The organism is Serratia sp. KG1D, assembly GCF_037150675.1.
In the GTDB taxonomy this organism is placed as follows: Bacteria; Pseudomonadota; Gammaproteobacteria; order Enterobacterales; family Enterobacteriaceae; genus Serratia; species Serratia nematodiphila.
Map to the genome: position 1 here is coordinate 267,565 of NZ_JBAGIH010000001.1, position 25,055 is coordinate 292,619.

The 25,055-nt window shown below is 57.4% G+C and carries 27 protein-coding genes and 1 tRNA gene; 13 read left to right on the forward strand and 15 right to left on the reverse strand.

Going from position 1 to position 25,055, the window contains the following annotated elements; translation table 11 throughout:
- Positions 1–230 precede the first annotated feature (230 nt).
- Positions 231–1,382, forward strand: a complete 1,152-nt coding sequence (gene cfa, locus WFM45_RS01285) for a cyclopropane fatty acyl phospholipid synthase (protein WP_015376906.1) — start codon at positions 231–233, stop codon at positions 1,380–1,382.
- Positions 1,383–1,509: 127 nt separating this feature from the next.
- Here the strand turns inward: cfa and WFM45_RS01290 are convergent, their stop codons facing one another.
- The 3 genes from WFM45_RS01290 to tesA all read right to left on the reverse strand — a co-directional run bounded on the left by WFM45_RS01290 (position 1,510) and on the right by tesA (position 3,883).
- Complete coding sequence (locus tag WFM45_RS01290) at positions 1,510–2,364, reverse strand: co-chaperone YbbN (protein WP_076740492.1); 855 nt, start codon at positions 2,362–2,364, stop codon at positions 1,510–1,512.
- A 77-nt stretch (positions 2,365–2,441) separates the two neighbouring features.
- The gene (locus WFM45_RS01295; RefSeq protein ID WP_004940195.1) at positions 2,442–3,218 is read right to left on the reverse strand and encodes an SDR family oxidoreductase; all 777 of its coding nucleotides are present in this window, start codon (positions 3,216–3,218) and stop codon (positions 2,442–2,444) included.
- Between the two features lie 26 nt (positions 3,219–3,244).
- The gene (gene tesA / locus WFM45_RS01300; protein ID WP_161545168.1) at positions 3,245–3,883 is read right to left on the reverse strand and encodes a multifunctional acyl-CoA thioesterase I/protease I/lysophospholipase L1; all 639 of its coding nucleotides are present in this window, start codon (positions 3,881–3,883) and stop codon (positions 3,245–3,247) included.
- Between tesA and ybbA the strand changes: the two genes are divergently transcribed.
- Complete coding sequence (gene ybbA, locus WFM45_RS01305) at positions 3,854–4,540, forward strand: putative ABC transporter ATP-binding protein YbbA (RefSeq protein WP_004940192.1); 687 nt, start codon at positions 3,854–3,856, stop codon at positions 4,538–4,540. The genes tesA and ybbA overlap by 30 nt on opposite strands.
- Positions 4,537–6,969 carry a putative ABC transporter permease subunit YbbP gene (ybbP, locus tag WFM45_RS01310; protein ID WP_336954191.1) on the forward strand — a complete coding sequence of 811 codons (2,433 nt, stop codon included), beginning with the start codon at positions 4,537–4,539 and terminating at the stop codon, positions 6,967–6,969. Before ybbA ends, ybbP begins: the two co-directional genes overlap by 4 nt.
- Before the next feature lie 70 nt (positions 6,970–7,039).
- Here ybbP and purK read toward each other — a convergent pair whose 3' ends face one another.
- The 4 genes from purK to ppiB form a co-directional block, all read right to left on the reverse strand.
- Positions 7,040–8,107 carry a 5-(carboxyamino)imidazole ribonucleotide synthase gene (gene purK, locus WFM45_RS01315; protein WP_235363143.1) on the reverse strand — a complete coding sequence of 356 codons (1,068 nt, stop codon included), beginning with the start codon at positions 8,105–8,107 and terminating at the stop codon, positions 7,040–7,042.
- Positions 8,104–8,628: a 5-(carboxyamino)imidazole ribonucleotide mutase gene (gene purE / locus WFM45_RS01320; RefSeq protein WP_004940188.1), complete on the reverse strand. Its 525-nt coding sequence runs from the start codon at positions 8,626–8,628 to the stop codon at positions 8,104–8,106. Before purE ends, purK begins: the two co-directional genes overlap by 4 nt.
- A gap of 149 nt (positions 8,629–8,777) precedes the next feature.
- The gene (locus tag WFM45_RS01325) at positions 8,778–9,500 is read right to left on the reverse strand and encodes a UDP-2,3-diacylglucosamine diphosphatase (protein WP_015376912.1); all 723 of its coding nucleotides are present in this window, start codon (positions 9,498–9,500) and stop codon (positions 8,778–8,780) included.
- Positions 9,501–9,510: 10 nt separating this feature from the next.
- A complete protein-coding gene (gene ppiB, locus WFM45_RS01330) occupies positions 9,511–10,005 on the reverse strand; it encodes a peptidylprolyl isomerase B (RefSeq protein ID WP_004940183.1) in 495 nt (164 codons plus the stop codon).
- Positions 10,006–10,314: 309 nt separating this feature from the next.
- Here ppiB and cysS point away from each other — a divergent pair, with 309 nt between their 5' ends.
- A complete protein-coding gene (cysS, locus tag WFM45_RS01335) occupies positions 10,315–11,700 on the forward strand; it encodes a cysteine--tRNA ligase (RefSeq protein WP_048322372.1) in 1,386 nt (461 codons plus the stop codon).
- A gap of 60 nt (positions 11,701–11,760) precedes the next feature.
- Here the strand turns inward: cysS and ybcJ are convergent, their stop codons facing one another.
- A complete protein-coding gene (ybcJ, locus tag WFM45_RS01340) occupies positions 11,761–11,973 on the reverse strand; it encodes a ribosome-associated protein YbcJ (protein ID WP_015376914.1) in 213 nt (70 codons plus the stop codon).
- Between the two features lie 10 nt (positions 11,974–11,983).
- The gene (gene folD / locus WFM45_RS01345; protein WP_004940177.1) at positions 11,984–12,850 is read right to left on the reverse strand and encodes a bifunctional methylenetetrahydrofolate dehydrogenase/methenyltetrahydrofolate cyclohydrolase FolD; all 867 of its coding nucleotides are present in this window, start codon (positions 12,848–12,850) and stop codon (positions 11,984–11,986) included.
- Between the two features lie 205 nt (positions 12,851–13,055).
- Here folD and WFM45_RS01350 point away from each other — a divergent pair, with 205 nt between their 5' ends.
- Together WFM45_RS01350 and WFM45_RS01355 are read left to right on the forward strand one after the other, a co-directional pair.
- Positions 13,056–13,265, forward strand: coding sequence for a hypothetical protein (locus WFM45_RS01350; RefSeq protein ID WP_015376915.1), 210 nt, complete (start codon positions 13,056–13,058; stop codon positions 13,263–13,265).
- 412 nt (positions 13,266–13,677) lie between these two features.
- Positions 13,678–13,754 (forward strand) — tRNA-Arg (locus tag WFM45_RS01355).
- 337 nt (positions 13,755–14,091) lie between these two features.
- On the opposite strand, the gene WFM45_RS01360 is transcribed toward WFM45_RS01355, so the two are convergent.
- From WFM45_RS01360 to WFM45_RS01375, 4 genes are all read right to left on the reverse strand, one after another.
- Positions 14,092–14,442 (reverse strand): helix-turn-helix domain-containing protein, encoded by a 351-nt coding sequence (locus tag WFM45_RS01360; protein ID WP_075201918.1) that lies wholly within the window; start codon positions 14,440–14,442, stop codon positions 14,092–14,094.
- A 144-nt stretch (positions 14,443–14,586) separates the two neighbouring features.
- On the reverse strand, positions 14,587–14,991 hold the full coding sequence (locus WFM45_RS01365; RefSeq protein ID WP_164095847.1) for a hypothetical protein: 405 nt from the start codon (positions 14,989–14,991) through the stop codon (positions 14,587–14,589).
- 297 nt (positions 14,992–15,288) lie between these two features.
- A complete protein-coding gene (locus tag WFM45_RS01370; RefSeq protein ID WP_206189062.1) occupies positions 15,289–15,819 on the reverse strand; it encodes a nuclear transport factor 2 family protein in 531 nt (176 codons plus the stop codon).
- 187 nt (positions 15,820–16,006) lie between these two features.
- The gene (locus tag WFM45_RS01375; RefSeq protein ID WP_033634142.1) at positions 16,007–16,639 is read right to left on the reverse strand and encodes a hydrolase; all 633 of its coding nucleotides are present in this window, start codon (positions 16,637–16,639) and stop codon (positions 16,007–16,009) included.
- A gap of 420 nt (positions 16,640–17,059) precedes the next feature.
- Here WFM45_RS01375 and WFM45_RS01380 point away from each other — a divergent pair, with 420 nt between their 5' ends.
- From WFM45_RS01380 to WFM45_RS01405, 6 genes are all read left to right on the forward strand, one after another.
- Positions 17,060–17,629, forward strand: coding sequence for an NADPH-dependent FMN reductase (locus WFM45_RS01380; protein WP_033633947.1), 570 nt, complete (start codon positions 17,060–17,062; stop codon positions 17,627–17,629).
- Between the two features lie 178 nt (positions 17,630–17,807).
- Positions 17,808–18,725, forward strand: a complete 918-nt coding sequence (locus WFM45_RS01385) for a LysR family transcriptional regulator (protein WP_033633946.1) — start codon at positions 17,808–17,810, stop codon at positions 18,723–18,725.
- A 159-nt stretch (positions 18,726–18,884) separates the two neighbouring features.
- Positions 18,885–19,028 carry a hypothetical protein gene (locus WFM45_RS01390; protein WP_015376917.1) on the forward strand — a complete coding sequence of 48 codons (144 nt, stop codon included), beginning with the start codon at positions 18,885–18,887 and terminating at the stop codon, positions 19,026–19,028.
- A 125-nt stretch (positions 19,029–19,153) separates the two neighbouring features.
- On the forward strand, positions 19,154–20,686 hold the full coding sequence (locus WFM45_RS01395) for a glycosyltransferase family 39 protein (RefSeq protein WP_336954205.1): 1,533 nt from the start codon (positions 19,154–19,156) through the stop codon (positions 20,684–20,686).
- A gap of 324 nt (positions 20,687–21,010) precedes the next feature.
- A complete protein-coding gene (locus tag WFM45_RS01400) occupies positions 21,011–21,562 on the forward strand; it encodes a flavodoxin family protein (RefSeq protein WP_004940045.1) in 552 nt (183 codons plus the stop codon).
- A 631-nt stretch (positions 21,563–22,193) separates the two neighbouring features.
- On the forward strand, positions 22,194–23,642 hold the full coding sequence (locus WFM45_RS01405; protein WP_033634141.1) for a GGDEF domain-containing protein: 1,449 nt from the start codon (positions 22,194–22,196) through the stop codon (positions 23,640–23,642).
- Between the two features lie 6 nt (positions 23,643–23,648).
- On the opposite strand, the gene WFM45_RS01410 is transcribed toward WFM45_RS01405, so the two are convergent.
- Both WFM45_RS01410 and WFM45_RS01415 read right to left on the reverse strand, forming a co-directional pair.
- Positions 23,649–23,810: a YnfU family zinc-binding protein gene (locus tag WFM45_RS01410; protein ID WP_015376921.1), complete on the reverse strand. Its 162-nt coding sequence runs from the start codon at positions 23,808–23,810 to the stop codon at positions 23,649–23,651.
- An 81-nt stretch (positions 23,811–23,891) separates the two neighbouring features.
- On the reverse strand, positions 23,892–24,371 hold the full coding sequence (locus WFM45_RS01415; protein ID WP_015376922.1) for a cold-shock protein: 480 nt from the start codon (positions 24,369–24,371) through the stop codon (positions 23,892–23,894).
- Between the two features lie 166 nt (positions 24,372–24,537).
- Here WFM45_RS01415 and WFM45_RS01420 point away from each other — a divergent pair, with 166 nt between their 5' ends.
- A complete protein-coding gene (locus WFM45_RS01420) occupies positions 24,538–25,047 on the forward strand; it encodes a VOC family protein (protein ID WP_004940041.1) in 510 nt (169 codons plus the stop codon).
- Positions 25,048–25,055 lie beyond the last annotated feature (8 nt).

Below are 25,055 nucleotides of genomic sequence, written 5' to 3' on the forward strand. Positions count from 1 at the left end.
CGCCATAAGCGGAACCGCTGTTCCGAACAGGGAGAAAAACGTTATTGAAATAAGTCTGGCACAGTTGGCAGATAAGTATGCCTAAATGGCATGATTTCAATAATTTTTATTCATTTCATGATGTTGCTCGCCTTGGCTAGAGTAAAAACACCCCCGTGTTTACCGTCAAAAATTTGTCATTTTTATTTGCGACTATGCTTTTTGAAATGACATTTCGGCCAAGGATTGTTATGGATTCGCTCAGTGTTGATGAACTCGCCCAGAAGAAAGACCGCTGGTATCGCATTGTAGAGGAGATGCTGGCCGAAGCCGGCGTCGCCATCAACGGCCCGCGCGCCTGGGATATCCGGGTGCATAACCCGGCGCTGTTCAAACGCATTTTGCAGGAAGGCTCGCTCGGCTTCGGCGAGAGCTATATGGACGGCTGGTGGGAATGCGAACGGCTGGACATGCTGTTTACCCGCATTCTGCAGGCCGGCGTCGATGAGCGGCTGCCGAAAAGCCTGAGCGACATCGCGCGCATCGCCTATGCCCGGCTGTTCAACCGCCAATCGCGCAAGCGCGCCTGGCAGGTGGGCAAAGAGCATTACGACATCGGCAACGACCTGTTCCGGGCGATGCTCGATCCTTACATGCAATACTCCTGCGGCTACTGGAAAGAAGCGCAGACGCTGGAGCAGGCGCAGCAGGCCAAGCTCAGGATGATCTGCGAAAAACTGCAGCTGAAACCGGGCATGACGCTGCTGGATATCGGCTGCGGCTGGGGCGGGTTGGCGCAGTTTGCGGCGCAAAACTACGGCGTCTCGGTGCACGGCGTGACCATTTCAGCCGAGCAGCAGAAGCTGGCGCAGGCACGCTGCGCCGGGCTGGACGTCGAGATCTTGCTGCAGGATTACCGCGATCTGGATCGTCAGTTTGATCGCATCGTGTCGGTCGGCATGTTCGAGCACGTCGGGCCGAAAAACTACGAGACCTATTTCAGCGTAGCGGCGCGCAACCTGAAGCCCGATGGCCTGTTTTTGCTGCACACCATCGGTTCCAATCAAACCGACCTTAACGTCGACGCCTGGATAGACAAATACATCTTCCCCAACGGCTGCCTGCCTTCGGTGCGGCATATCGCCGAGGCCAGCGAAGGGCGTTTCGTGATGGAGGATTGGCACAACTTCGGCGCCGATTACGATCGCACGCTGATGGCCTGGCTGGAGAATTTCAAACGGGCGTGGCCGGAATTGGCGGGCGGTTATTCCGAGCGCTTCGAGCGCATGTTCACTTATTACCTGAACGCCTGCGCCGGCGCGTTCCGTTCGCGCAACATTCAGCTGTGGCAGGTGTTGTTCAGCCCGGCGGGCGTGGAGGGCGGGGTGCGGGTCTATCGCTAATCCCCGTCATCTTTCAAGCTGCTTCTGTGTTGGCTGCGTTTGCGCGTCCCGGTCACTGACTTGAGTAGGTTCCCGGGGACTTGCAAACACAGCCAACAACGATGCGGCTGGAAAGAAGCAGGGTATATCAGTACAGCAGGGAGTACAGCTGGCGGCGATATTTAGCGGCCAGCGCGTCGCCGGTGCCGAGTGCGGCCAGAATGTCCATCAGGGTCTTGCGCGCGTTGCCGTTGGCGGCGGCCAGATCTTTCTTCAGATGCCCCATCAGCAGTTCCAGCGCTTCTTCGTTACGCCCGACCTGATGCAGTTGCAGCGCCAGCTGCACCGCCAGCTCGACGTTGTCCGGCTCTTGCTGCACCTGCTGTTGCAGCTGTTGGATTTCCGGCGTGTCCGCTGCCTGCTTCAACAGTTCAATCTGCGCCACCAGGCCCTGATAGCGGGTATCGCGATCCTGCAGCGGGATAGTCGCCAGCACCGCTTCGGCATCTTCGCTGCGGCTGAGCGCGATCTGGGTTTCGGCCAGCGTCAGACCGATGTCGCTGCGCTGCTGGCTGCTCTGCCAGGCGTCTTTCAGCAGCGGCAGCGCTTCGGCGGCGTTGCCGGCGGCCAGCAATTCCTGCGCCTGCGCCAGTTTCAGATCTTCTTCCTTCGGCAGGAAACGCTGCAGCAGGTCGCGGATCGCTTCTTCCGGCTGCGGGCCCTGGAAGCCGTCGACCGGCTGGCCATCTTTAAACAGGTAGACCGTCGGAATGGAACGCAGCCCGAACTGGGAGGCGATCATCTGCTCGGCGTCACAGTCCACCTTGGCCAGAATGAACTGACCGGCGTATTCCGCCGCCAGCTTGTCCAGCACCGGCGTGAGCTGCAGGCAGTGTTGGCTGCGCTCGGACCAGAAGTAGAACAGCACCGGTGTGGACATCGATTGTTCCAGCGTCTGGTGCAGGTTAGTTTCGTTAATATCAACAACAGCTTGAGCTAGCATCTTTTTTCTCTCTGATCGTGCGGAGCCATGGGGTGTAAATGGGGGCGCGCCGCCATTCTTCAACCCCGTCGGGCGAATTAAGCGTTGCTGCGCAGCAGCCAATCCAGACAGCGGCCCGGCAAAATGCGGCGCAGCACGCTCATCGCGTGCGCCAGCAGGGTGACCGGATAGCGCAGTTTGGCGCGCGGGCTTTCCAGCGCGTGGCGCAGTTTGGGCAGAATGGCCTCCGGCGGCAGCGTCAGGCGCTTGGCGATGCCGGGGTTGTGCACCGGCTTGTCGCTCTGCGCCTGGTTGACGTTCTGGCTAAAGTGGGTGGAGATCGGCCCCGGTTCGATCAGGCTGACCTGAATGCCGCTGCCGTGCAGCTCCATGCGCAGCGCGTCCGACCAGGCTTCCAGCGCGAACTTGCTGGCGGCGTAGGCGCCGCGCCCGGCGCTGGAGACCAGACCCATCACCGAGCTGGTCTGAATGATGCGCCCTTCGCCGTGCGGCAACATTGCCGGCAACAGCAGCTGGGTTAGCTGGTGGGTGCCGAACAGGTTGGTGGCGAACTGTCGCTCCAGCTGGCTGCGCGAAATGCGGCTGAGCGGGCCGTAAACGCCGAACCCCCCGTTATTGAACAGGCCGTACAGGCGGCCGTCGGTCAGCGCGATCACCTCGGCGGCGGCGCGCTCGACGCTGGCGCTGTCGTCCAGATCCAGCTCGATGCCTTCCAGCCCGAGCTGGCGCATGTTTTCCACGTCCTGCGGCTTACGGCAGGCGGCCAGCACCCGGTAGCCGCGGTTGCGCAGATCCTGCGCCGCAATCAAGCCAATCCCGCTGGAACAGCCGGTTATCAATACCGCTTTTTGCATAACTTTACCTAGTGTACGACCCTAATTTAGTGAGACTCATGCTTTACTAGCGGTTCCAGGCGCTCCGCCATCCAGGTGGCGATAAACGGCTGAGCGTCCCCATTGGGGTGCAATCCGTCATCCTGCATCCATTCCGGCTTTACCACCACCTGTTCCATATAGAACGGCAGCAGCGGAATGTTGAACTGCTTGGCCAGCGCCGGGTAGACGGCGCTGAACGCCTCGGTATAGCGGCGGCCGTAGTTAGGCGGGATGCGGATCTGCATCAGCAGCGGCTGCGCGCCGGCCTGCTGCACCCGTGTGATGATTTGGCCGAGATCGCGCTGTACGTCCTGCGCCGGGAAGCCGCGCAGGCCGTCGTTGGCGCCCAGCTCGATCAGCACCCAGCGCGGCTGATGCTGTTTCAGCAGCGCGGGCAGACGCGCCAGCCCCTGTGCGGCGGTGTCGCCGCTGATGCTGGCGTTGACCAGCTGCGGCGCGCCCGGTTTTTTCTGCCACTGTTCGGCCAACAGCGTCGGCCAGGCCCGCTCGATCGGCAGGCGATAGCCGGCGCTTAAACTGTCGCCCAAAATCAATAAGGTATCGGCGGCGGCAGCGCGTAAACTGAATAATCCCAACAGCAAAAGGAAGGGAAGATGCCAGCGGAAAACGTTCTTGAAGTTCATCATCTTAGTAAACACGTTGGTCAGGGTGAGCATCAGCTCACCATCCTTACCGGAGTCGAGCTGCTTGTCAAACCCGCGCAGACGATCGCCCTGATCGGCGAATCCGGATCGGGGAAATCGACCTTGCTGGGCATTTTGGCCGGGCTGGACGACGGCAGCGAGGGCGAGGTGCGTTTGCTCGGCGAGTCGCTGACCGCGTTGGACGAAGAGGGGCGCGCCGCGCTGCGCGCCAGGAACGTCGGCTTTGTGTTTCAGTCGTTCATGTTGGTGCCGACGCTGAACGCGCTGGAGAACGTGCAGCTGCCGGCGCTGTTGCGCGGTGAGAGCGACAGGCAGAGTCGCGAGCAGGCGGTGCAGTTACTGGAACAGCTGGGGCTGGGCAAACGTCTCGATCACCTGCCGGCGCAGCTGTCCGGCGGCGAGCAGCAGCGCGTGGCGCTGGCGCGCGCCTTCAGCGGCCGGCCGCGGGTGCTGTTCGCCGATGAACCGACCGGCAACCTCGATCGTCAGACCGGCGATCGCATCGCCGACCTGCTGTTCTCTCTCAACCGCGATTTTGACACCACCCTGATCCTGGTGACCCATGACGAAACCCTGGCGGCGCGCTGCCAGCGGCGGTTGCGGCTGCGTGAAGGCAAGCTGTGGGAGGAAGCATGATCTGGCGCTGGTTCTGGCGCGAATGGCGCTCGCCGTCGCTGCTGATCGTGTGGCTGGCGCTGACGCTCTCCGTCGCCTGCGTGCTGGCGCTGGGCAGCATCAGCGATCGCATGGACAAAGGGCTCAGCCAGCAGAGCCGCGATTTTATCGCCGGCGATCGGGTGCTGCGCAGCGCGCATCCGGTGCCGGAAGGCTGGCTATTGGACGCGCAGCAGCAGGGGCTGAAGGTGAGCCGTCAGCTGTCGTTCACCACCATGACCTATGCCGGCGATCGGCCGCAGCTGGCGGACGTGAAAGCCACCGATCTGACCTATCCGCTGTACGGCAAGCTGGAAACGCGCCCGGCCAACATCAAACCCGAACCGGGCAGCGTGCTGGTGGCGCCGCGCTTGCTGGCGCTGCTGAACGTGAAAGTGGGGGATTCGCTGGAGGTGGGCGACGCCACGCTGCGCATCGCCGGTGAAATCATTCAGGAGCCGGATGCCGGCTTCAATCCGTTCCAGACCGCGCCGCGCATCATGATCAACCTGGCGGACGTCGATAAGACCGGCGCGGTGCAGCCGGGCAGCCGCCTGACCTACCGCTACATGTTCGCCGGCGCCGAGCCGGATATTCAGCGTTACGAGGAACGGCTGGCACCGCAGTTGACGCCGGATCAGCGCTGGTTCGGGCTGCAGGAATCCGGCAGCGCGCTCGGCAAGTCGCTGCAGCGATCCCAACAGTTCCTGCTGCTGTCGGCCCTGCTGACGCTGCTGTTGTCGATCGCCGCCGTGGCGGTGGCGATGAGCCACTATTGCCGCAGCCGTTACGATCTGATCGCGGTGCTGAAAACCCTCGGTGCCGGGCGCGGCGCGCTGCGTAAATTGATCGTCGGCCAGTGGCTGGCGGTGATGGCGCTGGCGGCGGCGTGCGGCGGGGCGATCGGGCTGGCGTTTGAAGCGTTGCTGATCCGCCTGCTGAAGCCGGTATTACCGGCTGCATTGCCTGCCGCCGGCGCCTGGCCGTGGCTGTGGGCGCTCGGCGCGCTGGTGCTGATCTCGCTGCTGGTCGGGCTGCGGCCGTATCGCCAGCTGCTGGCCACCCAGCCGCTGCGGGTGCTGCGCCGAGACGTGACGGCCAACGTCTGGCCGCTGCGCTACTTCTTGCCGGTGACGGCGGCGATCGTGGTGGCGCTGTTGGTGGCGCTGATGGGGGCCAGCACGCTGCTGTGGGCGATCCTGGCTGGCATGGCGGTGCTGGCGCTGCTGCTGGGCGGCATCGGCTGGGGCAGCCTGCTGTTGTTGCGCCGCATCACGCTCAAGAGCCTGGCGCTGCGGCTGGCGGTCAACCGCCTGCTGCACCAGCCGTGGGTGACCATCAGCCAGCTGGCGGCGTTTTCGCTGTCGTTCATGCTGTTGGCGCTGCTGTTGGTGCTGCGCGGCGATCTGCTCGAACGCTGGCAGCAACAGCTGCCGCCGGACAGCCCGAACTATTTCCTGCTCAATATGACCGAGGCGCAGGTGCCGCAGGTGAAAGCCTTCCTGCAGCAGCACCAGATCAAGCCGGAAACCTATTATCCGATCGTCCGGGTGCGCCTGACCGAGATAAACCAGCAGCTGGCGACCGAGCGGGTGCATGAAGACGATCCGGGCGGCGAGGCGGTGAACCGCGAGCTTAACCTGACCTGGTTGGCCGATCTGCCGGATCACAATCCGCTGGTGGCGGGCAATTGGCCGCCGAAAACCGGTGAGGTTTCAATGGATGAAGGCATCGCCGGGCGGCTGAAGATCAAGCTGGGCGATACGCTGACCTTCAGCGGCGATACCCAGGCGTTCAGTGCCAAAGTTACCAGCCTGCGCCAGGTGGATTGGGAAAGCCTGAAGCCGAACTTTTACTTTATCTTCCCGCCGGGCGCATTGGACGGCCAGCCGCAGACCTGGCTCACCAGCTTCCGCTACGACGGTGACGGCCAGATGCTGACCCAGCTCAATCGCCAGTTCCCGACGCTCAGCCTGCTGGACATCGGCGCGATCCTGAAACAGGTCGGCGGCGTGCTGAAACAGGTCAGTCGCGCGCTGGAGGTGATGGTGGTGCTGGTAGTGCTGTGCGGCGGCCTGCTGCTGCTGGCGCAGGTGCAGGTCGGCATGCGTCAGCGGCGGCAGGAGTTGGTGGTGTACCGCACGCTGGGCGCCGGCAAGCGGCTGCTGCGCCGCACGCTGTGGTGCGAGTTTGCCCTGCTGGGGTTGGTAGCGGGCATCGCGGCGGCGGTGGGCGCCGAGGCGGCACTGTGGCTACTGCAGAGCCGGGTGTTTGACTTCCCGTGGACGCCGACGCCGGTGCTGTGGTGGGTGCTGCCGCTGGCCAGCGCGCTGCTGCTGTCGCTGTGCGGCGGCTGGCTGGGCGTGCGCCTGCTGCGCGGCAAGGCGCTGTTCCGCAGTTATGAGGGGTGATGTTGGCTTAGCTCGATGAAAAAAGGGGTTAGCTTAAGGCTAACCCCTTTTACTTTCGGCGGCGTGCGCTTTAGGCCAGCTTCTGCTGTGCCCAGGCCAGCCCGCTTTGGTATTCGCCCGGCAGCAGCGGTGCCAGCGCTTGCAGCGCCTGGCGCAGATCGGCGGTGTTCGGGTCGTTCAGATTGAGGTGGCCGACCTTGCGGCCAGGGCGCACCTCTTTCTCATACCAGTGCAGGTGCACCAGCGGCAGCGACAGCCACTGTTCGTTGACGGCGGTGCCGATCAGGTTGACCATCACCGATGGCGTGCTCACCACTGGCTGCGGCAGCGGCAGGCCGAGGATGGCGCGCAGGTGCAGCTCGAACTGACTGATGGACGCGCCGTTTTGCGTCCAGTGGCCGCTGTTGTGCACGCGCGGCGCCAGTTCGTTGATCAGCAGCCGATTGCCGACGATAAAGCACTCCATCGCCATCACGCCGACGTAGTTCAGCTCGTTCAGGATCGCCGCCAGCATCTGCTCGGCCTGTTGCTGCAGCGCCGGGTTGGGCTGCGGCAGCGCCACGCTGGCGCGCAGGATGCCGTCTTCATGCAGGTTATGGGTCAGCGGGTAGAAGACCGAACGGCCGTCGTGGCCGCGCGCGCCCACCAGCGATACTTCGCCGGAGAAATTGATGCCTTGCTCGACGATGCACTCGCCATAGGCGTCGGCCGGCAGTTCGGCTTCCTGGCCCGGGCGCAAGCGCCACTGGCCGCGGCCGTCATAACCGCCGACCCGGCGTTTGACGATCGCCAGCTCGCCCAGCGAAGCGAACACCTGCGGCCATTCGGCGGCGCCCGCCAGCAATTGCCACGGCGCGGTCGCCAGGCCGAGCTGGTCGAGCAGCTGTTTTTGCGTCAGGCGATCGGCCAGACGCGGGAAGATGTCGCGGTTGACGAAGGCGTTGTGGGTCGCCAGTTCGCGCGTCAGCGCGGTTTCCGGCCAGCGTTCGATCTCGGCGGTAATGACGCTGTTCTGATACGGCACCGCCTCGGGTTCGGCATCGATGCCGACAGGGTAGACGGCGATGCCCAGCGGTTCGCCGGCCTGGCGCAGCATGCGCCCCAGCTGGCCGTTGCCCAGTACGCAAACCGGCTTCATGCGTCCTCCCGCGGATCGGGGTGGTTCAAAACGTCTTCAGTCTGCGCCTGACGCCAGTCTGCCAAACGCTGCGCCAGCGCGGCGTCGTGCAGCGCCAGGATCTGCATCGCCAGCAGCCCTGCGTTGGCGGCGCCGGCTTTGCCGATCGCCAGCGTCCCCACCGGGATGCCGCGTGGCATCTGTACGATGGAGTAGAGGCTGTCTACGCCGCTCAGCGCGGCGCTTTGCACCGGCACGCCCAGCACCGGCACCAGGGTTTTCGCCGCCAGCATGCCCGGCAGATGAGCCGCACCGCCGGCGCCGGCGATGATCACGTCAAAGCCGTTGGCGGCAGCCTGCTCGGCGAAGCTGAACAGCTTGTCCGGCGTGCGGTGAGCGGAAACGACTTCGACATGGAAGGGGACATCGAGTTGGGTCAGGACTTCGGCGGCGAACTGCATGGTGGCCCAGTCACTTTTCGATCCCATTACAATTGCGATTTTAGCCCCGGCATTGGCGGCTGAAGCGGCGTTGGCTCCCATGGGTGTAAGGCTCCTGTGATTTGTCTGGCGTCGGCTGAGGGCCGAATGAGGGCGTAGAGCATACCATGAGCGCACGGCGAGGAAAACGGTTGCGTCGCCGGTTTTCACCGGCGAAAGCGCGAATTTTCACTCGCGCGCCTGCGCGGAACTCAGAATGGGAATTGGATCAGCTCGACGGCGTCGGCGCTGACTTTGATCATCGATCCTTCGACGTGCCAGGCGCCCAGCACCGCGCGATGGGCTTCGCCGTTGCTCAACGCCAGCCGGTGCACCGCCGGACGATGGGTATGGCCGTGGATCATCCAGTGCACGTCGTGGCGCAGCATCGTTTGCTCGACCGCCTGCGGGTTGACGTCCATGATGGCTTCCGACTTGTACTGGTTGGATTGCTGGCTGCGGGCGCGCATGTTGGCGGCGATCTTCAGTCGCCAGCGCAGCGGCAGCGCGAGGAACAATTTTTGAATCAGCGGGTTGTGCACTTTACGGCGGAATTGCTGATAGGCTTGATCGTCGGTGCACAGGGTGTCGCCGTGCAGGATCAGGATCCTGCGGCCGTACAGCTCCAGCACTTTTTCTTCCGGCAGCAGCTGCATGCCGCTGGCGCGGGCGAAGCGCTTGCCGAGCAGAAAATCGCGGTTGCCGTGGATGAAATAGCAGGGCACGCCGGCCTGTTGCAGCGCTTTGAGCGCCGCGGCGATCTCCGCGTGCAGCGGCTCGGGATCGTCGTCGCCGATCCAGGCCTCAAACAGGTCGCCGAGGATGTACAGCGCGTCGGCGTGCACCGCTTCGCGCCGTAAAAAACGCAGAAAACCGGCAGTGATTGCCGGTTCCTGTGCGCACAAGTGCAGATCTGCGATGAACAGCGTACTCATGCAGCCGCGATTACTCGCTGACGGTCACGCTGTTGATGACGACGTCTTCTACCGGTACGTCCTGGTGCATGCCGCTGCGGCCGGTTTTCACGCCTTTGATCTTGTTGACCACGTCCATGCCTTCAACTACTTCAGCGAACACGCAGTAGCCCCAGCCCTGCACGTTTTCGCCGCGGAAGTTCAGGAAGTCGTTGTCGGCCACGTTGATGAAGAACTGTGCGGTGGCGGAGTGCGGATCGTTGGTGCGCGCCATTGCCAGGGTGCCGATGGTGTTTTTCAAACCGTTGTTGGCTTCGTTCTTGATGGTCGCGTTGGTCGCTTTCTGGTTCATGCCCGGCTCGAAACCGCCGCCCTGGATCATGAAGCCGTTGATCACACGGTGGAAGATGGTGTTGTCGTAGAAACCGGCGCGGCAGTAGTTCAGGAAGTTTTCAACGGTAACCGGCGCTTTGTCAGCAAAGGTCTTGATAACGATATCGCCGTGATTGGTGTGGAAAGTAACCATAGTTTTAATCCTAACAAGGTGAAGTGAGACGTCACGTAACGCGAGTGAACATTCAGACCGCCCTTATAACATATCCGCCCCAGCGAGTCAGCAGCGGCTCAACCGCGCACTGTCTGTGGTAATTGCACTTGTGTTATATTATAACAATTGCGCCGGCCGGCGAATTTCGCGCATTTTATTCGCGTGAAGTCAGCAAAGCTTGGCCTTAACCTTGCAATAGATCAGGCTTCAGGTTTCAATACGCTACCGGGCGTAAAACCTGAAGCCCGGTTATCTTTTTTGTTATCACGCACACCACGGAATCTCCCGATGCTAAAGATTTTTAATACCCTGAGTCGTCAAAAAGAGGAATTCAAACCCATTCATGCCGGGAAAGTGGGCATGTACGTGTGCGGGGTAACCATCTATGACCTGTGTCACATCGGCCACGGTCGTACCTTTGTCGCTTTCGACGTAGTGGCGCGTTATCTGCGCTATCTCGGCTATTCGCTGAACTACGTGCGCAACGTCACCGACGTAGACGACAAAATCATTCGCCGCGCGGCGGAAAATCATGAGACCTGCGACCAGCTGACCGAACGCATGCTGGCGGAAATGCATGCCGACTTCGACGCGCTGCTGATCGATCGCCCGGACAGCGAACCGCGCGCGACCCAGCACATCGCCGAGATCATCGAGATCACGCAGCGCCTTATCGATCGTGATCACGCCTATGTGGCCAGCAACGGCGACGTGATGTTCTCCATCGACAGCGATCCGCAGTACGGCCTGCTGTCGCGCCAGGATCTGGAGCAGCTGCAGGCCGGCGCGCGCGTGGAGATCGACGACGTGAAGCGTAACCCGATGGACTTCGTGCTGTGGAAAATGTCCAAGCCGGGCGAGCCGAGCTGGCAGTCGCCGTGGGGGCCGGGCCGTCCGGGCTGGCACATCGAATGCTCCGCCATGAACTGCAAACAGCTGGGCACCCACTTCGATATCCACGGCGGCGGTTCCGATCTGATGTTCCCGCACCACGAGAACGAGATCGCGCAGTCAAGCTGCGCCCACGACGGCCCGTACGTCAATTACTGGATGCACTCCGGCATGGTGATGATCGACAAAGAGAAGATGTCCAAATCGCTGGATAACTTCTTCACCATTCGCGACGTGCTCGGCCATTACGATGCGGAGACGGTGCGTTACTTCCTGATGTCCGGGCACTATCGCAGCCAGCTGAACTACAGCGAAGAGAACCTTAAGCAGGCGCGCACCGCGCTGGAGCGCCTCTATACCGCGCTGCGCGGCACCGACGCCGATGCCGCGCCGGCCGGCGGCGAAGCGTTCGAAGCTCGCTTCCGCGAAGCGATGGACGACGACTTCAACACTCCGGAAGCCTACTCGGCGCTGTTCGATCTGGCGCGCGAAGTTAACCGCCTGAAGAGCGAAGACATGGCGGCGGCCAACGGCATGGCGGCGGAGCTGCGCAAGCTGGCGAAAGTGCTCGGCCTGCTGCAGCAAGAGCCGGAGCAGTTCCTGCAAGGGGGCGCACAGGTTGACGACGGCGAAGTGGCGGAGATCGAAGCGCTGATCAAACAGCGTAACGAAGCGCGTGCCGCCAAGGACTGGGCGCTGGCGGACGCCGCTCGCGATCGCTTGAACGAGATGAACATCGTGCTGGAAGACGGGCCGCAGGGCACCACCTGGCGCCGTAAGTAAGCCGGCCGAAGTGAAAACAAAAAAGGCGCTGAATTCAGCGCCTTTTTCTATGGCTGCAGGTTAGGGTTTAACCATGACCTTGCCGCCGTTGAACTCCACCACCTGATCGGCGACGATCTTGCAGCGCTTGCGGGTTTCGACCTTGCCGTCGACTTTCACCAGCCCTTCGGCGATGACTTCTTTGGCGGCGCCGCCGCTTTCACACCAGCCCTGGAACTTCAGCAGATCGCACAGTTCGACGTGGGGATGATTGTCCAGATTGAAAATTTCCATACTGCCTTACTTATTTAGGTTGAACGTCGTGATATTCCTCGCAGGCCTGCAAGGTATTTTGGATCAGTGTAGCCACGGTCATCGGGCCAACGCCACCCGGCACCGGGGTGATGTAGGCGGCGCGCTCGCTGGCGGCGTCGAAATCGACATCGCCCACCACTTTACCGCTTTCCAAGCGGTTGATGCCGACGTCCACTACGATGGCGCCCGGTTTGATCCAGTCGCCCGGAATGAAGCCCGGTTTGCCGACCGCCACCACCAGCAGATCGGCGTTCTCGACGTGATGACGCAGATTCTTGGTGAAGCGGTGGGTAACGGTGGTGGTGCAGCCGGCCAGCAGCAGCTCCATGCTCATCGGGCGGCCGACGATGTTGGACGCGCCGACCACCACGGCGTTCAGGCCGTAGGTATCGATGTTATAACGCTCCAGCAGGGTGACGATGCCGCGCGGCGTGCATGGGCGCAGCTTGGGTGCGCGCTGGCACAGGCGGCCGACGTTGTAGGGGTGGAAGCCGTCGACGTCTTTATCCGGATGGATGCGCTCCAGCACCTTGACGTTATCGATGCCGGCCGGCAACGGCAGCTGCACCAGAATGCCGTCGATTTCCTCATCGGCGTTCAACTGGTCGATCAACGCCAGCAGCTCGGCTTCACTGGTGGCAGCGGGCAGGTCGTAGGAGCGGGAGAGGAAGCCGACTTCATCGCAGGCGCGGCGCTTGCTGGCGACGTAAATTTGCGAGGCCGGGTTCTCGCCGACCAGCACAACCGCCAGGCCTGGGGCGCGTTTGCCGGCCGCCAGACGTTGTTTCACTTGCTCAGCCACTTCGTTTCTAACCTGCTGCGCAATCGTTTTACCATCAATAATCTTTGCTGACATCAGTGTGGAAATCCATCAATTAAGAAAAGCGGGGATGCCGCTATTCTGTCAGAAGCTGAGCGCGCTGTCAGGCGCAGAATCACCCTCGCCGCCGTTGCCGAGGCCGATTTACGCTTTTTTTATGCCGGCTTCAGGAACCTCTACGCCATTTTTACCGGCATTTGCATACGCTGGGGCCATACACAGGGCGAAAGAGGGCAGGATCATGAGAGCGATAACCCGGCTTTATCCGTTGCATCACCAGCCTGGCGAGCAACCGGCGCAGCCTAAACATGTGGGGGAGACGGTGTTCGATTCTTCGCTGCATCCGGCGGACAGTGAGCAACTCACCGCGCTGCATCAGCTCGGCAAGCATGAGGCGGCGCCGTTGTGGCGGGCACGCCTGAATGCGCTGTGGCGGAAGTTATGCGTATGAAGGGCTGCGCTTGGGCAGGCTGCACGCTGTTGCTGGTTTGGGCATCGGGGAGCCAGGCTTCTTTAAACAGCGCACGCCCTGACGCCGCATGGGTTGAAAACGTGGCGGCGACTTGCAACACACGGGTGATTGAGCATGCCGATTGGGGGGACATTGCCGCAGTGGTTATGTCTGCTCGCCTCTGCCAGCGGCGGGACAACGGGCGGCAAGGGCGTGAGCACGCGCCGATTTACGTAGGCGCCGGGCTGGCTCAGCGTAACGGCGCCCGTTGACGAGAACCCTCACCGCGCGGGCGCTGGTGGAAAAAACGCCATAAAGCACGGCCGCCGCCGTAACGTCATGAAAAGGCATTGACTCGCTAACCTCTGACCGTATAATCGCAACCCGCAGCCGCAGGTTGCCGCATCTCAATGCGCCCTTAGCTCAGTTGGATAGAGCAACGGCCTTCTAAGCCGTAGGTCATAGGTTCGAATCCTATAGGGCGTGCCATTAACACTTCTCCTGATGTCTACTACAGTCCATAAATCCTCCGTATTTCTGCAAGTTCTCGATTATTCCTATGTCTGCTCGCATTTATTGATAGCACTTCTTATTTTATTGTATTGGGATATTGTTATCAGGTATATGACGTACAGATGTCCTAAATAAGCGACGCGTAGAGAGGCCTAACTCTTATCTCAAGTATGACAAGAATAATGTCAGTATTTTATTTCGTGATTTTTCGACCTGACTCTACTTAGACACCCGATCATTTAGACGAGAGAAGGATTAACTCAGTACACGATATGAATGGGAAGAATTTTCCCATGATGATTAACTTGTTATATTATTTTTTGTCATTGTGCTTCATTTTTATTTTTCCGGGAGAGATGCCATAGCATTTTTTGAAGCTCCTAATAAAGGATTGTTGAGTCTTGAATCCTACAGCACAAGAAACAGCAAATACGGATAATTTTGTTGTAGAAAGCAAGTTATAAGATTTTTTTAATTTTCTTTCAAGAATATAGTCACCAAGGTTTTTTCCCGTATGTTTCTTGAATAACCTTTGAAAGTGCCAGTTTGAATAGCCTGATACCTTGGAAATGTCTGCAAGACTGATGCGATGTTCAAGGTTGTTTTCTATCCAACTCATGATCTCTGTGGTGATTTTTTTTTGAAAGCAAGTGTTTTCTTTCATGATATGCCTGAGTCATATTTTCAATTGATTATGCGTTTTTTTTAATTAATTTATTTTAAATCTAATTATTGCAATTGAGTTTGTTTTTTAAGGAAGTTGGATTAAAGGGCTTAGCATATGCTGCCCTTTGTGATGTTATCATGCTTAGCGCATTGTTTCTTTATATGATAAAACAAGTGCGCAGGTTGAAAAAATAAATCCAACCGCCCAAAAAAGAGGCCCTAAAATCCCTGGCCAAATAGGCGTGTAACCAGGAATTAGAATGTAAATAATAAAGCCAATATCAGTGGCGCTGACAACGGCTAAATTTATCCACCATCCTCTTATGTCATTGCGCCAATTCAAGAAAATAGACGTCAAGGCAGCGCAAAGTGCAAAGCAAAATAAATTCCATGCATCTTGTTCTACTCGCCCACTTGCCATTCCTGGTGGCATGCTATCGCCTAATTTATAAACTCCCCAGGCAGCTTGAAAATGTAGAAGAGCCCAGATGAAATAAGCAATAGCCCCCCCTTTGGCGAACCAGGAAGATAAGTCTTTTTTCTGCATTGTCATGATACCTCAAGTTTGTTAATTATCGATCATCAACTGTTGACGGCATTCCTATTTACCACTCACTGCTTTTTAAAACTCTGGCTGGGTAGTGTAATAAATATATTTTCTTTTGTTGCTAGTGTTTTAAATGTATTATATGACTCTGGAAGTATGGCTAATTATTTCTGACAAAAACAATCCGATTGAAAAACGTCCTGTGTTCGCTGGTTGTTTTTGATGATGCAATGATGTGACTGAGGATATAGTTTTTAATCAGGTTATATCCTCAATCGTTATATCGCTCTCCCTGTATCAAATTTCCACTGTCGAACCACTGGGATCGGCTTTGATATGGTAGGTTCCACTCTCGCGAAAACTTCGTACTGTGGCGAAGGTATCTTCCATGAACTGTACGAAAGTTAACTTACCGCCCTTGGCGCGAGCCAAAATCGAGAGGGGGGAGGTGACAGTCTTATCCAAAACAGTAGAGCGATAAGTAAAATAACCGAAGACGGCAGCACCGTCGGCATTCTCAAAAGTGTCCTGTAATTCGAATGCCAGTGTAGACCAGTAGGCGTTCACATCCTTGAAGGTCTGGACCAAGCCTTCGGTTCCTGCTGTCGTCCCTGCCCAAGGCATGATGGCTTTTAGTTCCGGATGTTCATAATTGAGTGAAACATAGATGAAATTGTCCGCCGTAAATTGGCGGACATGCTCGAGATCCGCGGGTTTTTTCAGAAGGTCCAGCAGGAGAGCCAAAGGGCTGCTGAACGTGGCCGGTTTCGCGAGGCTAGCAGCCTGCGCTTCTTTTATGTTAGCGATTTTCTTGTAGACGTTTGACATGGTCTCCCCTTATTCCGGGAACGGCACGCTGAAGTGTGCCGTTCCCTTCAATAATCAATCTTCTGCTAAGACAATTCTCTTGTCTTTTCCAATATGGTGCGCTGAATTGCCGAGTATGGTTGGCAGGCCGGACAGTGTTGACACGACCGCCAGAGGATTCTTCAACCAGCAATTTGCCAACCGCATTTTAGCCTTTGAAATCTTTCTCTGGATTAAAGCCGTCCCAGTTCTCGAATACGTCCATGAAACCAGGAACGGTCTCTTGGCGAGCCCAGTCTCGCTGCAGCTCGCACCAGAGCTGTGTCTTGGAAATCAGTTTGCCACCCGCTTGTTCGACGCGGCGTAGAGCCAACTCATGAGCCGCTACTGAAGTTCCGCCGATGGCGTCGGCGACGACATAGACCTCGTACCCTTCCCTGAGTGCATCCAGAGCGGGGAAGGCCAGGCAGACTTCGGTCCAGAGTGCCGTCATGATCAACTTCCGCCGTCCAGTTGCCTGCACTGCCTGCTTGAATTCGACGTCTTCCCAGGCATTAACCGTCGTACGATCAATAACGGGGTCATTAGGGAGTAGCGCCATGATCTCTTTAATTGGCGGTTTGTTTAAGCCCGTCGCAATATTTACCGCCGAATGAATAATAGGTACGTTATAATTCTTCACAGCTTTAATGCTATGGGTGATGTTGAAAACCAATTCCTTTTGGTCCATCGAACGGATCGAACTCACCTGAATGGGTTGATAGTCGATCACGATGAACACGCAGTTCTCAGGGGTCAGGAGGTGGTCAGCCTTAGGATCACGGATAGATTCACTGGTCATTAGATAACTCTCTTTCACGTTACAGATTAGGTTAGACTCATCGCAATCGCGATAGGCCAAAGAAGGGATCTCAACATCGCCTTCAATGAAAGCAATCTTAATTGGGGTCATGTAATTGTGAGATATCATGCTAAGTCGATACAGCGGACCCGACAATCCCAATTCCGGAGAACATATTGTTCTCATTTTTGGGCTGTGAGAGTAGATCGTAACTTTAGTTGGGTGGGTTTAAGTCCTCGTCATTCACCCAGTCCTAACGCTGTACTTAAATAAGAGAACACAGTGTTCTTTTATTGAGGCTTTCTAATTTTTGTAGAGGAGGTAATGTTTGTCCTTTGTGGGGAGAAAGAACCGTCAGCACAAACGAACATTGTCATCTGCAGTAACGACAGTCATTCCATTGCAAAAAGCGAGTAGATCATGACCCATATCATTGGAATTTCAGGAAGTCTTCGCAGCGCTTCCTTTAACCATTCACTTCTTCAGGCTGCTGTGCAATTGGCACCCGAGAGCGTGACTCTGGATGTTCGTCGAATCAATGGGATACCGCTTTATGATGCTGATGTTGAAGTTAAATCTGGCATTCCCGCTTCTGTTGTCGAATTGAAGGAGGCGATCGCGGTAGCCGATGGCGTGCTCCTTGCCACCCCTGAGTACAATAATGGTATTCCAGGGGTATTCAAAAACGCCATTGATTGGGTTTCGCGTCCAGACAGCGATATACGACGCGTTTTCGGCGGAAAACCTTTCGCCTTGATTGGTGCATCGCCGGGGGGATTTGGCACAATCCTATCTCAGGAAGCTTGGCTACCCGTGTTGCGAGCACTTGGAACCCGACCTTGGTTCGGCGGACGGCTTCTCGTTTCCCACGCCAACCAACAATTCGACGTCGATGGCAATCTGACCGACGAGTCGACGCGTCTTCGCTTGGAGGGATTCTTGAGTGGGTTCGTGGAGTTTATTCGTTCGAACGAGCCTTCCATCCGTTAGAGAGTATCGCGCTACCCTGGATCCAGCAGCGCCTGCGCATAATACATTTTTCGGCATCGTCTGACGTGGGGGGCGGAAAGCGTGCGTCTCGATGCCGTTCCTCGAGAGGAATAGCGGTCGCTAAGTGATGCCGTATCATTGTGATTGACATATTTGGAATTGAAAAGGTTGCGGAAGCATGGCCGATCGCTTTGAGGAACTGAAAACTTATATTGCTGTTGTTGAGGCTGGCGGTTTTGCGGCGGCTTCAAAGCGCTTGGCCTTGGCTAAATCTGCGATCAGTCGCCGCATACGAGATTTGGAAATTCGGCTTGGTGCCCCGCTGCTGAACCGGAGCACCCGACAGATCCATCTGACGGACACAGGGCTGAAGTTTTATGAGCAAGCCAAACGCATACTGACTGAGTTGAATGAGGCTGAAAATGCCGTTGGAGGGCGACATAACGATTTACAAGGGCGGTTGCGAATCGCAGCTCCCGTTTCGCTGACCGTACATTGCCTTAGCCGGGTGGTTGGTCAATTTATCGAGGCGAATCCGAATCTGGCACTGGAGTTTGATGCCGACGACAAGATGGTTGACATCATTCGTGATGGATTTGATCTCGCCATCAGGATTTCTAAATTGCGCGACTCTTCCTTGGTAGCCAGGCGGATCACAACCATTCGCCATGTCTGTTGCGCGAGCCCGTCTTTGCTAGATCGGTACGGTCGTCCAAATAGAGTGGAAGACTTGGCGGCATTGCCGGGCATTCGCTATAGCAACGTTGAAGAAAGTTATTATTGGCGCTTTGCTGGCGGTCATACGCCAATGGTGAAATCGCGGCTCTGTTTTTCCAACGGTGATGCTGTTCGTGAGGCCGCCATCGCGGGTTTGGGGATCGCTATGTTGCCCACTTTCATCGCGCATGAGGCGATCAGAAAAGGTGAGCTCGAAGTTGTATTACGTGAGCATATGCGTCCTCCCATTGGTATGTATGCGGTTTTTCCTTCATCACAAAACATGCCTGCGAAAATGCGCGCATTCATTGATTTTTTACTTGCTAATTTCAGTGATGAGCCTTTTTGGGATCGCGATATATTGACCAATGAGAGATGAATCGCTTTGAAAAGAAGGCGTTTGCTTGAAAGTCGAATTACTCTAGCCGTTATGCTGCCGTCTTTCTGAATGAGCGCGAGGCTCTCGACCCGCCGCCAATTGAACCTTCGTTTAGTTTGTCGCGCTACAATAGGCGAAAATTTCCCCATGGAGCCTATCGTGCGCAAATCCAGATTCTTTCTCGTGACCTTGCTGTGCCTGTGCGCCGCCGCCGTGCTGTACGTGATGGCATATCGGGCGCTGGGGCATTACCTCAGTGACGGCGAGAAGGCCTACCCGGATATCAGCGTTGAAATTCGCTGAGAGCCGTGCGGCCTGAAGGGGACTGCGCCGACTTTTTCGCACTGATTTACCCGCCATTTACCCGCCGTCGGCAATGATGACGCTGCGTCTCCACATTGTGTGGTTCTCTTGGGCGGAATGCGGTTATGTCACTGCAGCAGGTTTCGAATGTCTCTTTAAGCAACAACGGCTTAAAGGGCATCGATTACAAACATTATGCGTTGGTGATCGTGGCGTTTTCGGCGCTCGTACGGTCTATATCCTTAACCGACAGGTATTTTTGGTGCGATGAAGCCTCCAGCGTGCTGACCAGCCGTTACGATGTGGGCGCGTTGCTCTATCACGCTTCTTTCGATGTTCACCCGCCGCTTTATTACCTGCTGTTGCATGGCTGGATGGTGCTGTTTGGCGATGGCATTCTGGCGGCCCGCTCGTTGAGCCTGGTGTTCGGCGTGGTGACGGTGGCGCTGGCGATGCGCTTTATCCGTTGGCTGGCCAATGAACGGGCGGCGCTGATCGCGGGCTGGCTGATGGCGATCATGCCGATGGCGGTGCGCTACAGCCAGGAGGCGCGCATGTATGCGCTGATGGGGCTGCTGGCGATCGCCGCCGCCATGGCGTTGGCGAAGTGGCTGAAAACGCCGGATAACCGCCGTTATCTGGCGCTGTATGCGCTGTTGATGACGCTGAGCTTTTATACCCATTACTTCACGATTTTCACGCTGATCGCGCATTGGCTGGTGGTGTTGGCGCTGTCGTGCCGCCGCGAAGGCGAGTGTTATATCAAGCGACCGGTATGGTGGCTGGCCAATGCGGCGATCGGGGTGGCCTACATTCCCTGGCTGCTGGTGTTGTTCAATCTGCTGGCGCATATCGCCGAGCTGAGGGTCGGCGGCGACGTCGGTTGGATCCCTCAGGTTTCCTGGAGCGATCTGCCGGCGATGTTCTGGCGTTTTCTCACCGGCCATGATGGCAGCAACTATCCCACGATCATTCTCTGGCTGTTGCCGGCGATGTTTGTCGCTTTATGTTCACTGCTGCTGTGGCGGCGCCAGATGCCGAGAAAATTCTCTCTGCTGCTGCTCTGCGGCATTCTGATCCCGGTGACGCTGGTATTCGCCATTTCCTGGCGCTCGCCGCTGTTTGTCGATCGCTATCTTTATTCCGCCGCGCTCGGCATTCCGCTGGTGTTGGGCGTGCTGATCGCCGGAACGAAAAACCGGGTGCGCGGGATCTCTTTGCTACTGTTCTTCAGCCTGCTGTTCGGCTACGGCGTACGTAACGACTACCCGGTCGAAAAAGATGAGTTCAAGGTGATGGTGCACTATATCAACAGCCACTATCAGCCTAACGATGCGGTGGTGGTCAGCAACATGTTCAACTACCTGAGCTATGTGTATTACAACAAGCAGGGCTACCGCGCCTTGCTGTATACCCCGGCCAGGCCCAATGGTATCTCGGGTAAGCCCAATGCCTATGGTTTCGGTACCTTTTTCCACGATCGGGCGGCGCAGACCTACGTCGATAAGCTCAGCGTTTTATCGAAAGGCCATCGCCGGATCTGGCTGGTCAGCGGCGGGGATTTCAATCAGGACTTCGGCCGTTCGCCGCCGGGGTGGGTCAATACCGGCACCTTCAAGAGCGGCGGCTTTGAGTCGCGCCTGTTCGTGGTGCGTTGAGCAAAATGTCATATTTCCCATTCGGCGTTACATCTGGCCGAGCAAACTTACGCGGGGATGACAGTTCTATACATTGAGATTGGTACTGTAGCTCTACCCGATGATGTTGTGTGTTATCCATTCCCTGTAGTGTATTACCCCATCCCTGTTAAGTTTATCCCGCCTTGTGCGGGATTTTTTTTATCTGAGCATGCCTGGCGGGGTAACGCGATTTTTTTGAATAACACCGTCAGTTTTATTCGGTATTCAGTCGCTGTGCGCTTGATTAGATTGAACGCGAGAGGGGCGCCGTCGGCGCCTTTGTGCAATGAGTGGAGAATTTCTATGGCGAAGACAGTAGTGGTGTTTCATTCCGGCTACGGCCATACCGAGCGTTTGGCGAAAGTGGTGGCGGAAGGCGCCGGGGCGGAACTGATCGCCATCGATCAGAACGGCGATATCAGCGACGAAGCCTGGCAGACGCTGGATGAGGCGGACGCCATCATCTTTGGTTCGCCGACCTATATGGGCGGCCCATCCTGGCAGTTCAAGAAATTCGCCGACGCCAGCTCCAAAGCCTGGTTCGGCCGCAAGTGGCAGGATAAAGTGTTCGGCGGTTTTACCAACAGCGCCAGCCTGAACGGCGACAAGCAGGTGACGCTGATCGCGCTGCAGACGCTGGCTTCGCAACATGGCGGCCTGTGGGTCAGTCTGGGGCTGCTGCCGGCCAACACCAAATCGGCGCAGCGCACCGACGTCAATAACCTGGGCGGTTCGGTGGGGCTGCTGGTGCAGACCCCGGCGGATGCCGGCGTGGATGAGATGTTGTCGGGCGATCTGGCGACCGCCAAGCTCTATGGCCAGCGCGTAGCGGGCTTTGCCGCCAAACTGGCGTAAGACCTATCGTGTAGATGGGACGGTGGTGCGGTTGAACGGATGCCGCGTTCATTTTCTCTGCACAATTGGCGTGTAATTTACGAAATGTTATTAGCCTGCTTGGGCTAACGCTGCATTTCGTACAAATATTCCCGGTTCCTAGGCCGGGTTTTTTGTTGCTAAGGTCTGCTTAAGCTTTCACCGCTATACTGCGCGTCAGCACGGTCATGCAATGCATGGCCGTGTCGTAACTGTCGATTTGCTGTTGTTCAAGCAAGCCCGCTTCATGCGGGCTTTTTTTGGGTTGTTATTGCACAGGCGGCCCAGTTGCAGGAAAATAATCGCGTAGTCATTCAAATATCATTCAACGAGCAATAACCACAATCTTATTAATGTAATTAACGTCGGTCGGCGGCCTATTACGCTATGCGCTATGCTGACAGCAGAGCTGAGCATTATTTTCCGACGGTATGCGGGGGAGTCCACCGCCGCCACATTAGGTTAAGAAAAGTCTGTTAATTAATTGTTAATGCTTTTTATTATTGATTTGTCTGGCTTTTTTGGTTGAAATCCGGGTTGATTATCCCTCACTGGCCGGGCGAGAGAGTATGCACATTATTATTCTGGTTATTAGCAAAATATGGGCGAGGCGATGAACGCCAGAATAAACGCCAGGCATGGCCTGCCGCTTACGGTTCAGCTCATCAATCTTTTCATGCTGGCCTTTTTACTTTCCCTGGTGGGCATTCTTAGCCGGCCGATTGGCTCGCTTTCTTTATTTTGGCCGGTGAATGCGATTTTGCTCGGCCTGCTGCTGCGCAAACCCGCTTACGCCACGCCGCTCGGCTGGCTCACGACCTACCTGGGCATGGTTGCCGCCGATCTCAGCACCGGCGAGGGCTGGTCTTTGGCGCTGTGGCTGAACGCCTGCAACATGTCGCTGATCGTCGTCGGTTACGGCATCATGCTGATGTTGCCGCAATCTCAACGGCGCATGGGCAAACCCCAGGCGATACTCTATATGTTCAGCGCCAGCCTGGCCGGTGCGGCGGTGGCGTCGACGCTGTCGGTGCTGCGTAACGACAGCCTGTACAACAATACGGTGGTGGTCGCCTGGTTGGCCTGGTTCAGTGAGCAGTTCTCGACGACCTTGTTGCTGTTGCCGGTGCTGATGGCGGCGCCGCGGTTGAAACAGCTGTTTCGCATGCAGGTGCGTTGGCGCCTGAAAGGCTGCCTGCCGCTATTGGCGCTACTGCTGTCGCTGGCGTTCAGCGTCTATATCGGCGGGCCGGGCGCCATCGCCTTCCCGATCCCGGCGCTGCTGTGGTGCGCAGTGCGCTACCAGTTGTTCCCCGTGACGCTGTTGACGCTGTTGACCGGCATGACCGAGATCAGCAACATTTCAGCCAACCTGGTGCTGTATGAAACGCCGAACAATCACAACGCCTTCCTCGACACCCTGATGTCCGCCCGCTTGGGCATCGCCATGCTGGTGATGGGGCCGCTGATCCTCGCCAGCTCTATCGCCGCCAATCGCAAGCTGATGCGGCGTCTGGAGCACAGCGCCAACCACGATTTCCTGACCGGGGTGCTGGCGCGCAGCGCGATGACGCGCAAAGCGGGCGAGCTGCTGGAGCACAAGCACCGCTCGAAAGAGGCGGTGTCGCTACTGCTGATCGACATCGATCATTTCAAGCAGATCAACGATACGCACGGCCACAGCGCCGGCGATCAGGTGTTGGCGTCGTTCGCGCACATCGTGCGGCGCGAGCTGCGGCACGATCAGCTGTTCGGCCGCTTGGGCGGGGAAGAGTTCGCCATCATGCTGCCGCGCGCGCTGGCGGCGCAGGGCGTGGCGCTGGGGGAGCATCTGCGCCGGTTGGTGGAGCAGGCGGAACTGCAGGCGGAAGGCAAACAGACGCTGAAAATCACCATCAGCGTCGGCGTCGCCAGCCTGGCGATGAACGAAGTGAAATCGCTGGAGCAACTGATGAATATGGCGGATATCGCGCTGTATCGCGCCAAATCGCAGGGGCGTAATCGGGTGGAGTCGTTCAACGTGGTGAACGGCAACAGCGTCGAGCATATTCTGTTCCGCTAACCGTTTTCAGCCTTGCCTGGGCTCGAAGCGGGTTTCGCAATTAGGGCAAATCAGTATCACGTCTTGCAGCATTGCCGCGCATTTTTGCCGGGTAACATAGCCGCATTTAGGGCAGACGATTTGGGTGGAGCGGTTGATAAAACCTTTGACGCTGCTGGAATCGGACATATCAATAGCCTGTGTCAGGTGAAAACTCACGCTAACACAGGCGACGACAAATTTCGTTGGTTATTTTCTGTACGCAGAGGCTTACAGGCTTTTCAACGCCTTGATGGTTTCATCCATGTCGATTTCGTGCTCGGAGAAGGTATGGGTGGTGTTCTGGAAGGTGGTGATGGTCAGCATGCGCAGCGTTTGCATGGCCTGCGCCTGGTCTTCGGACTGCGGGCGAATGCGGTTCATCAGCAGGCCGACCGACAGCACGGTGTTCTCTTTATCCACATCGGCTTTGACCGGCACTTCCTTGGTGAAGGTATTGAAAGACTTGATGCTGGCGATCTTGATTCTTTCATTGGCGATGATGATGTATTTGCTGGGCGCCAACACTTTGACCGCATAAGCCGACGGGCCTTTGGTGTTGTTGGTCGGTTCGAAGGTCACCGCCGCGTTTTTCTTAATCAGCTCCGGATTCTGCACTTTAATCACGTGAAAATAACGATTTTCTCCGTTCTCGTCGGTAATAAAGCCGAAGCCTTTGTCTTCAAAAAAAGTCGTTATCTTGCCGTTCATCGTTATTCTCACAAAAGGGATCAATACAGCGCTTATGATAGCGCGGAATGCCTTGCAGCGACAGATTGCGCGGGCGGCATTTAGTCATGCGATAACGGCATTTAGCGGCTTTCCCCCCACATGCTATGTTCATGCTGACTTCATTCAATGCGAAAAAGGAATATCGATGGGCATCAAACGTCTCAATCACGCCGTGCTGTATGTCAGCGACGTGCGGCAGAGCGCCGACTTTTATCATCAGGTATTGGGCTTCAAGCTGAAGCCGTCCGACAGCCCCGATCGGGCGGTATTTACCCAGGCCGCCGATTCGGACAACGATCACGATTTGGCGCTGTTCAGCAAGAATCTGGGCCAGCAGCGCGCCGGGGTGTTTCGCGCCAACAACGAGCCGCCGGCAGAGCATGAGCCACCGGCCGGGCTGTACCATCTGGCCTGGGAAGTGGACAGCCTGGAAGAGCTGGAGCGCATTCGTCACCAGCTGGCCGAACGCGGCATTCTCGGGCTGGAAGAGGATCACGGCGTGCACAAAAGCATTTATGGCCACGATCCGGACGGGCTGCTGTTTGAGGTGACCTGGTTTATTCCGCCGGCGCTGCTGACCGAAGAGGATAAAAACCAGCAGGGGATCCGTCCGCTGGATTTCGCCGCCGAGAAGCGGCGTTTCGCCGGCCTGTAAGCTGATCA

Coding starts and splice junctions, on each gene's coding strand:
- cfa (WP_015376906.1), top strand. CDS start 231: ATGGATTCGCTCAGTGTTGATGAACTCGCCCAGAAGAAAGACCGCTGG.
- WFM45_RS01290 (WP_076740492.1), bottom strand. CDS start 2,364: ATGCTAGCTCAAGCTGTTGTTGATATTAACGAAACTAACCTGCACCAG.
- WFM45_RS01295 (WP_004940195.1), bottom strand. CDS start 3,218: ATGCAAAAAGCGGTATTGATAACCGGCTGTTCCAGCGGGATTGGCTTG.
- ybbA (WP_004940192.1), top strand. CDS start 3,854: ATGCCAGCGGAAAACGTTCTTGAAGTTCATCATCTTAGTAAACACGTT.
- tesA (WP_161545168.1), bottom strand. CDS start 3,883: ATGAACTTCAAGAACGTTTTCCGCTGGCATCTTCCCTTCCTTTTGCTG.
- ybbP (WP_336954191.1), top strand. CDS start 4,537: ATGATCTGGCGCTGGTTCTGGCGCGAATGGCGCTCGCCGTCGCTGCTG.
- purK (WP_235363143.1), bottom strand. CDS start 8,107: ATGAAGCCGGTTTGCGTACTGGGCAACGGCCAGCTGGGGCGCATGCTG.
- purE (WP_004940188.1), bottom strand. CDS start 8,628: ATGGGAGCCAACGCCGCTTCAGCCGCCAATGCCGGGGCTAAAATCGCA.
- WFM45_RS01325 (WP_015376912.1), bottom strand. CDS start 9,500: ATGAGTACGCTGTTCATCGCAGATCTGCACTTGTGCGCACAGGAACCG.
- ppiB (WP_004940183.1), bottom strand. CDS start 10,005: ATGGTTACTTTCCACACCAATCACGGCGATATCGTTATCAAGACCTTT.
- cysS (WP_048322372.1), top strand. CDS start 10,315: ATGCTAAAGATTTTTAATACCCTGAGTCGTCAAAAAGAGGAATTCAAA.
- ybcJ (WP_015376914.1), bottom strand. CDS start 11,973: ATGGAAATTTTCAATCTGGACAATCATCCCCACGTCGAACTGTGCGAT.
- folD (WP_004940177.1), bottom strand. CDS start 12,850: ATGTCAGCAAAGATTATTGATGGTAAAACGATTGCGCAGCAGGTTAGA.
- WFM45_RS01350 (WP_015376915.1), top strand. CDS start 13,056: ATGAGAGCGATAACCCGGCTTTATCCGTTGCATCACCAGCCTGGCGAG.
- WFM45_RS01360 (WP_075201918.1), bottom strand. CDS start 14,442: ATGAAAGAAAACACTTGCTTTCAAAAAAAAATCACCACAGAGATCATG.
- WFM45_RS01365 (WP_164095847.1), bottom strand. CDS start 14,991: ATGCAGAAAAAAGACTTATCTTCCTGGTTCGCCAAAGGGGGGGCTATT.
- WFM45_RS01370 (WP_206189062.1), bottom strand. CDS start 15,819: ATGTCAAACGTCTACAAGAAAATCGCTAACATAAAAGAAGCGCAGGCT.
- WFM45_RS01375 (WP_033634142.1), bottom strand. CDS start 16,639: ATGACCAGTGAATCTATCCGTGATCCTAAGGCTGACCACCTCCTGACC.
- WFM45_RS01380 (WP_033633947.1), top strand. CDS start 17,060: ATGACCCATATCATTGGAATTTCAGGAAGTCTTCGCAGCGCTTCCTTT.
- WFM45_RS01385 (WP_033633946.1), top strand. CDS start 17,808: ATGGCCGATCGCTTTGAGGAACTGAAAACTTATATTGCTGTTGTTGAG.
- WFM45_RS01395 (WP_336954205.1), top strand. CDS start 19,154: ATGTCACTGCAGCAGGTTTCGAATGTCTCTTTAAGCAACAACGGCTTA.
- WFM45_RS01400 (WP_004940045.1), top strand. CDS start 21,011: ATGGCGAAGACAGTAGTGGTGTTTCATTCCGGCTACGGCCATACCGAG.
- WFM45_RS01405 (WP_033634141.1), top strand. CDS start 22,194: ATGAACGCCAGAATAAACGCCAGGCATGGCCTGCCGCTTACGGTTCAG.
- WFM45_RS01410 (WP_015376921.1), bottom strand. CDS start 23,810: ATGTCCGATTCCAGCAGCGTCAAAGGTTTTATCAACCGCTCCACCCAA.
- WFM45_RS01415 (WP_015376922.1), bottom strand. CDS start 24,371: ATGAACGGCAAGATAACGACTTTTTTTGAAGACAAAGGCTTCGGCTTT.
- WFM45_RS01420 (WP_004940041.1), top strand. CDS start 24,538: ATGGGCATCAAACGTCTCAATCACGCCGTGCTGTATGTCAGCGACGTG.